The sequence below is a fragment of the Clostridium sp. 1001271st1 H5 genome (assembly GCF_005845215.1).
Lineage (GTDB): Bacteria > Bacillota > Clostridia > Lachnospirales > Lachnospiraceae > Enterocloster.
This window is the reverse complement of sequence record NZ_SPHO01000004.1, coordinates 359,239-371,434: the sequence shown is the minus strand read 5'-3', so window position 1 is coordinate 371,434 and position 12,196 is coordinate 359,239. Positions and strand designations below refer to the sequence as shown.

Annotated in this window: 16 protein-coding genes; 15 read left to right on the top strand and 1 reads right to left on the bottom strand. The window is 39.3% G+C overall.

The genetic code is table 11. The features are described from left to right. The first annotated feature begins 16 nt into the window (after nt 1-16). From FGS84_RS08555 to FGS84_RS08545, 4 genes are read left to right on the top strand one after another with little or no spacing between them, the layout of a single operon-like run. Complete coding sequence (locus FGS84_RS08555) at nt 17-289, top strand: DUF6103 family protein (RefSeq protein WP_002567426.1); 273 nt, start codon at nt 17-19, stop codon at nt 287-289. Beyond that, nucleotides 289-450, top strand: a complete 162-nt coding sequence (locus tag FGS84_RS30750; protein WP_002567427.1) for a hypothetical protein — start codon at nt 289-291, stop codon at nt 448-450. The genes FGS84_RS08555 and FGS84_RS30750 overlap by 1 nt, the downstream gene beginning before the upstream one ends. A 43-nt stretch (nt 451-493) precedes the next feature. After that, nucleotides 494-1,573, top strand: a complete 1,080-nt coding sequence (gene rsgA, locus FGS84_RS08550) for a ribosome small subunit-dependent GTPase A (protein ID WP_002567428.1) — start codon at nt 494-496, stop codon at nt 1,571-1,573. Nucleotides 1,574-1,583: 10 nt separating this feature from the next. Beyond that, a complete protein-coding gene (locus tag FGS84_RS08545) occupies nt 1,584-2,219 on the top strand; it encodes an N-acetyltransferase (protein WP_002567429.1) in 636 nt (211 codons plus the stop codon). A gap of 43 nt (nt 2,220-2,262) precedes the next feature. Here FGS84_RS08545 and FGS84_RS08540 read toward each other — a convergent pair whose 3' ends face one another. Next, nucleotides 2,263-2,880: a hypothetical protein gene (locus tag FGS84_RS08540; protein WP_002567430.1), complete on the bottom strand. Its 618-nt coding sequence runs from the start codon at nt 2,878-2,880 to the stop codon at nt 2,263-2,265. 112 nt (nt 2,881-2,992) lie between these two features. Between FGS84_RS08540 and FGS84_RS08535 the strand changes: the two genes are divergently transcribed. The 11 genes from FGS84_RS08535 to FGS84_RS08490 all read left to right on the top strand — a co-directional run bounded on the left by FGS84_RS08535 (nt 2,993) and on the right by FGS84_RS08490 (nt 12,118). Next, the gene (locus FGS84_RS08535) at nt 2,993-3,694 is read left to right on the top strand and encodes a hypothetical protein (protein ID WP_007037353.1); all 702 of its coding nucleotides are present in this window, start codon (nt 2,993-2,995) and stop codon (nt 3,692-3,694) included. A gap of 96 nt (nt 3,695-3,790) precedes the next feature. Continuing rightward, entirely contained in the window at nt 3,791-4,135 is a 345-nt protein-coding gene (locus tag FGS84_RS08530) for a hypothetical protein (RefSeq protein ID WP_002567432.1), read from the top strand. A gap of 283 nt (nt 4,136-4,418) precedes the next feature. Further along, nucleotides 4,419-4,643, top strand: a complete 225-nt coding sequence (locus FGS84_RS31180) for a hypothetical protein (RefSeq protein ID WP_207671112.1) — start codon at nt 4,419-4,421, stop codon at nt 4,641-4,643. A gap of 1 nt (nt 4,644) precedes the next feature. Continuing rightward, a complete protein-coding gene (locus FGS84_RS08525; protein WP_002567433.1) occupies nt 4,645-5,061 on the top strand; it encodes a hypothetical protein in 417 nt (138 codons plus the stop codon). After that, the gene (locus FGS84_RS08520) at nt 5,058-5,621 is read left to right on the top strand and encodes a hypothetical protein (protein ID WP_002567434.1); all 564 of its coding nucleotides are present in this window, start codon (nt 5,058-5,060) and stop codon (nt 5,619-5,621) included. Before FGS84_RS08525 ends, FGS84_RS08520 begins: the two co-directional genes overlap by 4 nt. Before the next feature lie 8 nt (nt 5,622-5,629). Continuing rightward, the gene (mobP3, locus tag FGS84_RS08515) at nt 5,630-6,991 is read left to right on the top strand and encodes a MobP3 family relaxase (RefSeq protein WP_002567435.1); all 1,362 of its coding nucleotides are present in this window, start codon (nt 5,630-5,632) and stop codon (nt 6,989-6,991) included. A gap of 12 nt (nt 6,992-7,003) precedes the next feature. Further along, complete coding sequence (locus FGS84_RS08510; protein WP_002567436.1) at nt 7,004-7,855, top strand: amidoligase family protein; 852 nt, start codon at nt 7,004-7,006, stop codon at nt 7,853-7,855. A 12-nt stretch (nt 7,856-7,867) separates the two neighbouring features. After that, on the top strand, nt 7,868-8,332 hold the full coding sequence (locus tag FGS84_RS08505) for a hypothetical protein (protein WP_002567437.1): 465 nt from the start codon (nt 7,868-7,870) through the stop codon (nt 8,330-8,332). Further along, on the top strand, nt 8,301-9,884 hold the full coding sequence (locus tag FGS84_RS08500) for a DUF3991 and toprim domain-containing protein (RefSeq protein WP_002567438.1): 1,584 nt from the start codon (nt 8,301-8,303) through the stop codon (nt 9,882-9,884). The genes FGS84_RS08505 and FGS84_RS08500 overlap by 32 nt, the downstream gene beginning before the upstream one ends. A 4-nt stretch (nt 9,885-9,888) precedes the next feature. Next, nucleotides 9,889-11,865: a type IV secretory system conjugative DNA transfer family protein gene (locus FGS84_RS08495; RefSeq protein WP_002567439.1), complete on the top strand. Its 1,977-nt coding sequence runs from the start codon at nt 9,889-9,891 to the stop codon at nt 11,863-11,865. Beyond that, nucleotides 11,858-12,118 (top strand): helix-turn-helix domain-containing protein, encoded by a 261-nt coding sequence (locus FGS84_RS08490; protein ID WP_002567440.1) that lies wholly within the window; start codon nt 11,858-11,860, stop codon nt 12,116-12,118. The genes FGS84_RS08495 and FGS84_RS08490 overlap by 8 nt, the downstream gene beginning before the upstream one ends. Nucleotides 12,119-12,196: the final 78 nt, after the last annotated feature.

Genomic DNA, 12,196 nt, shown 5'->3' with positions numbered 1-12,196 from the left:
AAAGGAGGTGAGTATCATGAAACTTTCTGCGATACAGGTTAAGTTTGAAACCAGCAAGTACTTGGCACTAAAGCGATATGCGGCAAAAAAGGAAGTATCTTTGGAGCAGGAACTGGAAGAAACACTGAACAGACTGTATCGAAAACTGGTGCCGCCAGATGTCCGAGAGTATATTGAAGAAGGTGAGAAAATGGAAAAAGTAAGTAAACCAAAAGCGAAAAATGAGGAAAAAGAGTCAGGGGAAGAACAGAATCAAGCAGAACAGCCGCAGGATATCCAATCCGTTTAATGGCAAGAGAGCAGATGGTATCATCTGCTCTCTTTTGCCAATATGGACATGATGTAAATGGCTGTGATATAATAAGGAAAATTTTAAGAATGGAGAGTGTTTTTATGATGAATACAAATAAAAAGGATATTGTAAAAATGGAAGGAGGAAAGGTGCAGTAAGTATTTTATACCTCCTTCCTTTGAAATAATAGGAATATATAATATGGAGGATAATGAATTGAAACAATTACAAAAATATGGTGCTACAGAACGTTTTTATACAGAATCAAAATTATATCCCGATTATCAATTAGCAAGAGTAATCGCGCAGTATCGCGGGAAATATAAAGTGATTACTGATCAACAAGAATTTTTTGCAGAAATTTCTGGAAAATTTCGATATACAACAGAAGAACTGGTTCAATTTCCAACAGTTGGAGATTTTGTTATGGTGACGGTGGAAAAAGAATTTGCATCCATCCACCAGGTTTTAACAAGAAAAAGTTTGTTTTTGCGGAAAGCTGTTGGAGTATCCAATCAATCACAGACGGTTGCTGCCAATATAGATACTGTTTTTTTGTGTATGTCCCTAAACAAAAATTTCAATTTGAATCGTATGGAACGATATTTATCTATTGCATGGGACAGTGGTGCTACACCAGTTATCGTATTGACAAAATCAGATTTGTGTGAAGATTTGTCAGAGAGGATTTCTCAGATAGAAAGCATTTCATGTTTTTCTGATATCATAGTAACATCTATGTTTGAGGATGACATATCTGCAAAATTTTTATCTTATTTTTCCAAAAATCAAACCTGTGCTTTTATTGGCTCCTCCGGTGTAGGCAAATCAACATTAATCAACCGTTTACTAGGTGTAAATACAATAGCAACACAAGAAATTGCTAAAGGAGATAAGGGACGCCATACGACTACAGGACGTGAGATGTTTTTATGTCCCCTTGGTGGAGTAGTGATTGATACACCAGGCATGAGAGAAATGGGTGCAGACAGTACAGACCTTTCAAAAACATTTTCAGAACTTGAATCATTGGCATACCAATGTAAATTTCGCAACTGTACGCATACCAATGAACCAGGTTGTGCAGTTCTAGCAGCAATAGAACGCGGTGAATTAGATATAAGACGGCTGGAGAATTACCGAAAACTACAACATGAAAGCAGCTATGATGGATTAAACAGCAAAGAAATTGAAATTAAGAAATGTGAGCGCATGTTTAAAGATGTTGGTGGTATGAAGAATGTCAGACGCTATGCCAAAGAGCAGCGTAAAAGAAAATGAGGTGGGATATATGAATATTGTTGTTCGAAATGAAGAAACAAAAGACTACCGCAGAACAGAAGAAGTTGCACGAGAAGCATTTTGGAATTTATATTTTCCAGGCGCAGCAGAGCATTATGTGGTGCATCAAATGCGTTCTCATACTGACTTTATCCCAGAACTTGCTTTTGTCATTGAGGTGGATGGCATTGTTGAAGGTGCTATATTTTACACACATTCTAAAATTGTAACGGAGCAAGGAGAATTTCCAACCATAAGTTTTGGACCTGTTTTTATTTCTCCGAAATATCATAGACAAGGTTTAGGAAGAAATTTAATTACACATTCTATTCAAAAGGCTAAAGAAATGGGATATTCTGCAATCTTAATACTGGGATACCCATATCATTATGAACCATATGGTTTTTGTGGCGGAAAAAAATTTGGTATCGCAATGGCAGATGGACATTTTTATAAAGGTCTTTTGGTATTACCGTTAAAAGAAAACGCCTTGCATGGAAAAAGTGGATATGTTGTATTCTCAGATGCACTAGAAGCGGAAGAAAAGGATATTCTGAATTTTGATGCTACTTTTCCGCAAAAAGAAAAGAAAGTATTACCTTGCCAACAAGAGTATGAAACTGCTTGTGCTATGTTAGATGAATAAATGGATATAGAAATTTTATGATTTCAACGAAGCGACTGAGTGATCAGTCGCTTTTGTTATGGATAAAATGTGTTATAAATAAGCGAAAGACCTCCTGATCCGTTTCCAAATCCCGTGACAGAAAGCGTTTCGTGATTTCAATGACGATACCTTGGCGAAATAGCTGCATCAAAGAACAATGAAGAAAACAATTTATTAGTTGCTGCTGAAACTTTTCCCAAGCACTTTTTCCCAGATATTCTATGAGTTTTTCTTCTGTTTGCCTGAAATCGACTAGGTCAACAGATAGATGATAAGAATGCATATATTCATGATAAAACTCTTTCAGTGCTTGTTCTAATAAGGAATCTGCCAGTGCAGTCCAGCAAAGTTCCATTTCAGTGGAAGTCTCCTGACAATCAAACCTGGGTATGGAACTGTCGTTATTTTCTAAATCATCCTGTATTTTCTTTTGTAAATCTGAAATGGATTGATCAATTTCATCTTCCAAAGCACAGAAATCCATTTCCACAATCAAGCGAAAAAACATGGATAGATAATGATTGAGTAGATAACTTTTCTGTCCAAGGAGCTGATGAAATTCTTTTGCGGTACGAAAAATATCTGAGAACGCTGATGTGTTTTCAGATTGGTACGAAAGAAAATATTGAAAAATATCCATAAATAAAAACCACCTGTTCACCAAAGTCGGCAAAGCCGTTTGTGGTATATAAATTCTGTTGACGAAAGGTGTCAAGTAAAAAGCAGTATATTTCTTGACTGACACAGAACTTATGGGTATGATTCTAAAAAAGCCAGAGGTGAGGATAGTGGAATTTACATTGATGCATAGAGAAATCAAAGTCGTAGATATAGAAATGGACTCGTTTTATCACATCAAAAGCATAAAAAATATATACGCAGCAGCACATATGCCAGTAGGAACGATGCAAAAACAAGACGCAGATCAGCAGGCTCTGGCAAAGTGGTGGAGCAGACGAACCATACCAAAAGGTCGAACAAGACTGCAGGAGGTCTTGGATATAAGAAATATTCTTACATCAAAAGAATTGCTCAAAGACAGTTTTGGGTTAAGTTTATCAGATCAATATTGGTTGAAACCAAAAGATTCCTCTTTGTCATGGGAGCAAATCCAGTTTTTTGACAACGATTTCTCGGAACAGTTTGGAGAAATGATGCTGGGAAATTTGGAAATTACAGAATGCTTTGACACCATGACACCAGATGTTGTGCTGGAAGGTCGGTTGGAAAAGGCATGGAAAATCAGAGATGGAAAACGAGTTTTAATAAAAGGCGGAAGTAATCCATACCAGCAGGAACCTTTATGTGAAGTGATTGCTTCTGGGATTGCGGAAAGGTTGTGCATCCCACATACGAAGTATACATTGCTGTGGGAGCATGAAAAACCGTTTTCTGTCTGCCAGGATTTCATTACTTCTGAAACGGAATTGGTATCGGCTTACCATATCATGTAGAGCAGAAAGAAGCCAAAGGATCTCTCGGACTATGAATTTTATCTGAATTGTGCGGAACAACTTGGCGTAAAAAACATAAGAGAGCAGACAGAAAAAATGATTGTTTTGGATTTTCTGATCGGAAATACGGACAGGCATTTCAATAAATTTGGCTTGATTCGGAATGCAGTTACATTGGAATGGATTGGTGTTGCACCTATATTTGACTGTGGAACATCACTGTGGTATAACACACAGGAACGTCTGATCAAACCGCTTTCTCCCAATCTACCAGCCAAGCCTTTCAAGAAAACCCATAGAGAACAGATTAAACTGGTAAAAGATTTTTCATGGTTAGACATGAAAAAGTTAAAAGGTATGGAAGAAGAAATGGAAGAAATCCTATCTCAGTCACCTTACATCAGCAGAGAACGCAGGGCAGTTTTATGCGATGCGTTCTGACAAAGAGCAGAACTGCTGGGAGAGATTGCAAACGAACACACGATAAAAGAGGATATTTCACAAGAAAATGATATGATTTTCTAATCCAGAACAATAGAATAAGCAAAACAAAGAAAAGGCGAGCCAAAAGGTTAGCCTTTTTTTGCGCCCTGTTTGCCCTTGTGTGCCGCTTTGCGGAGCAAGTGGAGTAGTTGCAGGGCAAGGCAGTTTGGAGCGAATTTGCCCCGATTTTGGGCGAAGGGAAAAAGAGGGTATTGGAAATTAATATCTGTAAAAGGGAACTTTGACAGATGCGAAAAATGTTTGCAGGTTAAATACCGGCTCAGAACAGCCGGTAAAATCCCTCAAATCCCCGCAGTGCGGGGATTTTTTGCAGACGCTGGTCAAAAGCGGACGGCACTGGTTTGTGGCTATGAAAACAAAAAATAGGAAGATTCCCTTAGAAAAAAGGCGATTTTGCACAGGTGCTGGTACCAGCTCAGTGCCAAAGTTTACGAAAGGAGAATAAAATGAGCGAGGAATATAAAAAACAAAGATACAGCGTATGGCTTTCCAAAGATGCAGTTCAAAAAAGCGATGCTGCGGTTGTAATGGAAGGTTTGACAAATCGCAGTGACTTTATTGAAAAAGCAATTCATTTTTATTCCGGATATCTTTATCAGGAAAAACACATGGATTTTTTATCTGATGTGATGATGGAAACTGTATCTGGCATTATGAAAACTTCCGAAAACAGACTGTCAAAGATGCTTTTCAAAATCGCAGTGGAGATGGCAAAGCTGGAAAGTATGCTTGCCGCTATCAATGACATGGATGAGGCAACCATGCGAAGACTTCATATCCATTGCGTCAATGAAGTAAAAAAGATAAACGGAATTCTCACTATGGAAGAAGCTGTGAGGTATCAAAGGAGTGATGAAGAGTGAGATACAAGTTTTATAGTCCTGTGCAGGGCATTATAGATTATGACTTCAACAAAGATATGGAATACGATGCTTATTTTGATGAGTATTGCATTGAAGACTTAGAAAAAAAGGATTTTGATTATTTGACAGGAGAAGACATTACAGTTTATGAGGAATACATCAATCAAATGATTGAAAAAGATTTGAAAAAAGAATTAGATGAAGGCATGGGACTGATGCAGTACTTTAATTATGGAAGCAGAGAAAACTACAAAGAATTGTTAGAAAAAGTAAAGTCAGCCTATCCAAGAATTGAAACTGTAAGAAATAAGGCATACGGTGTTATGGTCTGCGATATACAAAAGCCGCTTAATGAGAAGGAAATAGAAATACTAAAAGATTATTTTGCCGGGCAGTATAGTGACGGCTGGGGTGAGGGCTTTGCTCAGAGAGGAATTGAAACACTGTGCGGTGTATTGTATTTAGATTTTTATTCAGATGACTTCTATATTGAAACAGAAGACGAGTTGAAAAATAGTTTGGAATCGAAACAAGACAATGAGATGCAATTTGAAATGTAGGTGATGATATGCCAAGATTTATTTTATCGCTAAGATATTTGAAAATGAAAAAACCATCACAAGTAAAAAACTATGTAAAGTATGTTGCGACAAGACCAAACGCAGAAAAGTTTGAGGTGAATCAGTCACAAAGAGAAGCCACTGAACACCAGAAGAGATGGATTGAAAAAGAACTAAAAGCAAATAAAGAATTGAGAGAAAGCTGCGAACAAGAGTATGAAGACTACTTGCAAAATCCAACAAGAGAAAACGCTATGGAACTGATCAATAAAATTGCCGAAGAAGGTTTGGCAAGGGAAGACAGCATGGAAAACTATGTTGGCTACCTTGCCAAAAGACCAAGAGCAGAACGAGGAAAACAGGGACACGCACTGTGGAATGGATCAGATAAAGAAATTGATCTGAATCAGGTGGCAAAAGAAGCTGCGGAACATAACGGCAACATCTGGACATTTGTTTTGTCATTGAAACGAGAGGATGCAGTTCGTCTTGGATATGATAATGGCAATATGTGGCGAGAACTGGTACGAGGCAAAGCACCAGAGATTGCAAAGGCAATGGGAATCCCTGTAGAGCATTTTGTGTGGTATGGAGCTTTTCATAATGAGGGGCATCATCCTCATATCCATCTGATGTGCTATTCTAAAAAGCCCAAAGAAGGTTATCTTGGATCAAAAAACCTTATGAAACTAAAAAGTTCCTTTGCCAACGAGATATTCCATGATGAGCTGTATTACATCTATGAGCAGAAAGATGAAGTCAGGGACGAGCTGAAAAATTACTTTAACAGGAAACTGAAACAGGCAATGACAATGGAATATACAGATCATCCAAAAGTGGAAGCTTTGCTTTGGGAGTTATCTCAAAAACTGAAAACAGCAAAACACAAAAAGGTTTATGGAAGGCTGGAGAAAGAAAATAAAATACTGGTAGACGAGATCGTCAAAGAAATCAGCAAGGACAAAAAGATTTCACAAGCCTATGAAAGCTGGCTGGGATTGAAAGACGATATCCTTTCTACATATCAGAATCAGGAGCGAGCCAGAAGAACCCTTGCGGAAGAACCAGAGTTCCGCAATATCAAAAACATGGTTTTGAAATCTGCATTGATACTGTTGGAAATGAATGAAGTCATAGCAGCAGAACCAGAAGAACGAAATCATGAAATAGTAAATCCTCAAGAAAGCTGGCAAGAACGAACAAAAAAGTATCATCAAATGCAGGCGCAAAAACAGTTCCTGCTTCTGATGAAACACATCAGCCATATGATTGAAGAGGATTATGACAGAAAGAAACAACAGATTCATGTAGATAAGAAGCTGATGCGTAAGATCATGGAAAAGAAAGAAGCCCATGGACAGAAAATGTAAGGAGGGAAGCGTATGAGATGGAAAAAATATGGTGTTGAGATGGATATGACAGGGATTACAAGGAAAGCTGTGGCAGAGATTTTAGCGGAACAGTTTGATACAAAAGTCGTTTTCTGTCTGTCGGACAATGGATATAACGTTCCGGATCAAAATCAAAGGCTGTGGCGTATTCTTCCCTCTGACAGCATCAAGGCAGAAAAATATAACGGAGAAAAAGTGGTGGGAGCAAACTATATGTACCAAGTGAAACTGCTCTCACCATTTTTATATGAAAATGAATTTCCAATGCTGGAAAAAGCCTTGGAACAGTTGGAACTAAGAGGTGCTATCGTCAATGACTCTACAAAAATAAATTTACTTCTGGATGTAAGTTGTATTGAGAACTGGGAGAAGTACCAAATCAATCTGGAAAATCTTTATGAGAGCAAAGGGGAATTATTTCAAAAAGCGTTAGAAATTCCCTTTTCACAAGTGGCAGACACTGATCAAGATAACGGCATCATTTCCTTTCCTTATTTCAAAAGCACAATCAATAAAAAAGAATTGCTCAGTGATATTCAGTTCGCGCAGATCGTCAGCAGCTTTGCAGAAAACAACCGTACTGTCAGCCAAAAGAAAAGCGAGAATCAAAATGATAAATTCATGATGCGTACTTGGTTGGTGCGAGCTGGCATGGTAGGCGAAGAATATAAGTTTGCAAGAAAAATGCTGACAAAAAATCTGGAAGGCAACTCCGCATGGCAGAAGATGATGGAACCAACGGAAATCGAATCAAAAGAAGTCTGCAATCAGGCTCAATCAGAAGAAATGATGGATAACCATGTAGAGGAACAAGTAGTTAGTGATTTGGAATTGGAAGTATGAGGGGGCTGAAACATGATTTATTTATTGACCTATGACGGATATATGAAGGAAGAAAAGATACAGGAGATTTGTCCATCAGCAAAACTGTTTATGCAATGCGGTCTAAAAGACTGTACATTGGAATTCCACAGGTTTTATGAAACCGCTATGCCTACACTAGAGCAGGGAGAAGAAATCGTGCCAGCAGTCATTTGGAAGTTGGAAGAATCTGATTTAAAGAACATGGAAGCAATTTATCCCAATGAAATCTATCAAAAGACAAACTGGAACCTGAAAACAGAAAAAGGTGTTTTGGATGTAATGGTTTTTCTAATGAGAGAAACACCATTTGCATTCCCGAAAGAAAAAGAAGTGGAAGCAATGGAAGAAGCGTATGAGGAACACAGCTTTGATTACAGCAGTGTAGAAAATGCTCTGGACAGGGCAAAAGACAGGGAGGAAGCATATGGCACTTTATACCCAGGAACAGATCGATAAGGCAAACCAGACAAATCTGGAGGAATTCCTTCAGCAAAAAGGAGAACATCTCAGAAAAACTGGAAGTGAGTCAGTGCTGATCTACAAAGACTCCACAGGAGAACATGACAGCATTTCTGTCAGAAGGAACCGTTGGTACGATCATAAAAATATGCGAGGCGGCTATCCGTTGAAATTTATGCAGGAGTTTTACGGCATGAATTTTCGCACTGCTATGAAAGAACTTTTGAACGGAGAAGAACCAGGGCTTGGCAGGAAGAGAAACAAAGAGAATGAAAAAAACGTAAGGCAGACTGAAAAGGCAGTTGTACAGGAAAATCAAGAACGAATTACTTGCCCTTCTGAAAAATCTGAATTCATACTTCCTGAGAAAGACAACAATATGAAACGATTGTTTGCCTATCTTTTACAGACAAGATTTCTCTCCAAAGATGTGGTGAAAAGTTTTGTGGAACAGAAAATACTTTACCAAGAAAAGGAACATGGCAACGTAGTTTTTGTGGGAACAGAAAAAGACGGAGTACCAAAGTCAGCCTGCAAAAAATCCACAGCGGAGCAGACAAAAAGCTTCCGAATGACTGTTGCTGGTTCTGACTGCAGGTATGGTTTCTGTTGGCGAGGGGAAAGCAGCAAGCTCTATGTGTTTGAAGCTGCCATTGATTTAATGTCGTTTATTACATTGAAGAATTATGACTGGAAGACGGACAGCTTTCTGGCATTGGATGGGTTGTCTCCAAAGCCTCTTCTACAATTTTTGGAAGAACAAAAAAATATCCATGAGATTTTTCTCTGTCTGGATTACGATGCGGCAGGCATAGAAGCTTGTGATAAATTAAACGATATCCTCATTGAAAAGGGGCATGATGGAGAAAAAATCAAAAGGGAATACCCTCTCTATAAAGACTGGAACGAGCAGCTGAAGTCAGAACATGGTGTGGAAGCTATCCTTCCACAGTCACATCCGAAGAAAGCAGCATACCATGTTGCGGTCAGAAAACTTGGTATCATGAATGCCAACACAGAAAGCCCATATATGAAATGGCGTAAACAGGAATACGAAAAATCAGGAATTTATTTTTATCTGGAACAGATCAAAAGAGATTTCAAACAAGCAGAAAAATTGGTAAAGAAAGGAGAAGCTGACACAAAACCACTCCTTGCCAGCATTTTGCGTATGGCAGATTTGTCCGTCTGCTTGATGTGTGAAATGAAACGAGATGAGAACTTGCCAGAGCTGACTATGTACCAAACCACCATACAGAAATTGGAAAAGGCATATAAACCATATTTGGATAAATCGAGAATGGATCGACGCATACAGGAAATGAAAGAAGAGATGGAACACTTGAAAACCCTTGCGGTTCAAGATCAGCCATCTCTTTTTGTATGGGCAAAAAACATGGCGGATATGGCAATGAGAGCTATCATCTATGTGGAAACGGAGTATCCACAGGAACTGGAAAGAAAAAACAGTTTTGTGGAGCAGAGCAAGGAAGAACAAAAAACAGAACCTGATACCACAGAGCAGATGGAATTAGAGATGGGAGGTTGAAGAAATGGAGAACTTATGGAAGTTGATGCCGCTGCTATTGATTTTCGGTGCCTTTATTGTCTGTATGTTATTGATCGACAGGAAGTCTTTGAACATCAAAAGTAAGACCGTAGGCGATGGACAGCATGGCTCCGCCAGCTTTGCTACACCAAAAGAAATCGACGCGGCATTTCAGAGAGTGAGATATGAACCACAGGTCTGGAGGCGAAAGCCTCCTTGCGACCTGCCCCAAGGCATTATCATTGGATGCAATATGATGAAGTTCGGAAAGAAGAAAACAGTCACAGCAATCGTGGAGAAAGGAGATGTTCATGCACTGATGATCGGTGCTGCCGGTGTAGGCAAGACAGCCAAGTTTTTATATCCAAATCTGGAATACTGCTGTGCGTCAGGTATGAGTTTTGTCACGACTGACACAAAGGGTGACCTCCTGAGAAGCTACGCTCCCATCGCAAAAAAATATTATGGCTATGATATTTCTGTACTGGATTTGAGAAATCCAACCCAAAGCGATGGCTTCAATATGCTTCATATGGTGAACCATTACATGGATGAATATTTGCAGACAGATTCCCTTGTGGCAAAGGCAAAAGCAGAGAAGTACGCAAAGATAATATCTAAAACCGTTATGAATTCCGGTGGATTTGATTCTGCCAACGCAGGACAAAATGCTTTCTTCTATGATTCGGCAGAAGGCTTGATCACTGCTGTGATATTGGTGATTGCGGAGTTCTGCTCACCTTACGCTCTTGCGTTGGAACAGGCAAAACGAAAACAGAAAGCTTTGGAGCAGCGAAAAAAGGAAATAGCACAGATGAGAAAAGCCTGCATTGACAAAGATATAGATTTTTTGCCAAAAGCACAGACAGCCATTCTTCAAAAAGATGTTGAAGCAGAGATTTTGTTTCAGCCAGAGGAACAGAAAGAAGAAAAAGGCGAAGAAAGGCATATCATCAGTGTGTTCAAATTGATTCAAGATTTATTGGGACCATCGGAAGTGAAAGGCAAAAGTCAGTTCAAGCTGTTGATGGAACGTCTTCCAGAAGAACATAAAGCAAGATGGCTGTCTGGTGCCGCCCTGAATACTTCAGACCAGGCAATGGCGTCTGTGCTGTCAACGGCATTGTCCAGACTGAATGCTTTTCTTGATTCTGAAATTGAACAGCTGCTCTGCTTTGAAACGAAAATCAATACGGAAAAGTTTTGTAGGAACAAGTCAGCAGTGTTTTTGATTATGCCGGAGGAAGATGACAGCAAATATTTCCTCATTTCTTTGATCGTACAGCAGTTATACAGAGAAATGCTTTCCATTGCTGATGAAATGGGTGGCAAGCTGCCAAACAGAGTTATGTTCTTCCTGGATGAGTTCGGTACATTGCCAGCTATACAATCTGCGGAAATGATGTTTTCTGCCAGCCGTTCCAGACGAATCAGCTTTGTGCCTATCATACAATCATTGGCACAGCTAGAAAAGAACTATGGCAAAGAAGGTGCGGACATCATCATTGATAACTGTCAGGTCTGCATATATGGCGGCTTTGCACCAAACTCCGAAGCAGCCAATGTACTGTCCAAAACGCTGGGGGATAGGACAGTTATGACAGGAAGTATCTCACAAGGCAGAGATAAATCCAAGTCACTTCAAATGACAGGCAGACCACTGATGACGCCAGATGAGCTTAAAATCATGCCAAAAGATACGTTCATCGTCACAAGAACAGGCGTAAAGCCTATGAAAACGAAGCTGAAGCTGTTTTTTGAGTGGGGAATCGAACTGAATGAAACATATCCAATGCGTCAAGCAGTGGTGAGAAAGGTGCATTACGCAAATAAAAAGACCATTGAGGAAGCCATTGCAAAAAAATACGGTCTGCCCCAAAATCCTCTCCAACAGCCCGTCAAACGCCCAATGCAGGAACAAGATAAGCCGTTATGCAACATATCGAAAACCATGAAAGGGGTGGAAAAAAGTTATGATTGACAAAATGAAGGTCTATCAGGATACAGAGCTTTCCAGTAAAGCCGTATCTGTTTATTTATATCTTTGTGAACGTGCCAGTAAAGAAACAAAAAGCTGCTATCCCTCCATGAAAACCATAGCGAAAGATCTGCATCTTTCTTTGGCATCAGTGAAGCGTTCCATTCAAGAATTGGAAAGAAGTGCATACATCAAAAAAGAAAATCGGTTTCGTGACAATGGCGGAAAAAGCAGCAATCTCTATTTTATTGAATGAATTTGAAAAAGAACAAAAAAATCCCCCCCTCAAAAAACGATGAAAAACGCCAAAGGGGGAGGTCTGTCTTCGGCGTGA

Coding starts and splice junctions, on each gene's coding strand:
- FGS84_RS08495 (WP_002567439.1), top strand. CDS start 9,889: ATGGAGAACTTATGGAAGTTGATGCCGCTGCTATTGATTTTCGGTGCC.
- FGS84_RS08500 (WP_002567438.1), top strand. CDS start 8,301: ATGGCACTTTATACCCAGGAACAGATCGATAAGGCAAACCAGACAAAT.
- FGS84_RS08535 (WP_007037353.1), top strand. CDS start 2,993: ATGGGTATGATTCTAAAAAAGCCAGAGGTGAGGATAGTGGAATTTACA.
- FGS84_RS08505 (WP_002567437.1), top strand. CDS start 7,868: ATGATTTATTTATTGACCTATGACGGATATATGAAGGAAGAAAAGATA.
- rsgA (WP_002567428.1), top strand. CDS start 494: ATGGAGGATAATGAATTGAAACAATTACAAAAATATGGTGCTACAGAA.
- mobP3 (WP_002567435.1), top strand. CDS start 5,630: ATGCCAAGATTTATTTTATCGCTAAGATATTTGAAAATGAAAAAACCA.
- FGS84_RS08545 (WP_002567429.1), top strand. CDS start 1,584: ATGAATATTGTTGTTCGAAATGAAGAAACAAAAGACTACCGCAGAACA.
- FGS84_RS30750 (WP_002567427.1), top strand. CDS start 289: ATGGCAAGAGAGCAGATGGTATCATCTGCTCTCTTTTGCCAATATGGA.
- FGS84_RS08540 (WP_002567430.1), bottom strand. CDS start 2,880: ATGGATATTTTTCAATATTTTCTTTCGTACCAATCTGAAAACACATCA.
- FGS84_RS08555 (WP_002567426.1), top strand. CDS start 17: ATGAAACTTTCTGCGATACAGGTTAAGTTTGAAACCAGCAAGTACTTG.
- FGS84_RS08510 (WP_002567436.1), top strand. CDS start 7,004: ATGAGATGGAAAAAATATGGTGTTGAGATGGATATGACAGGGATTACA.
- FGS84_RS08490 (WP_002567440.1), top strand. CDS start 11,858: ATGATTGACAAAATGAAGGTCTATCAGGATACAGAGCTTTCCAGTAAA.
- FGS84_RS08530 (WP_002567432.1), top strand. CDS start 3,791: ATGATTGTTTTGGATTTTCTGATCGGAAATACGGACAGGCATTTCAAT.
- FGS84_RS08525 (WP_002567433.1), top strand. CDS start 4,645: ATGAGCGAGGAATATAAAAAACAAAGATACAGCGTATGGCTTTCCAAA.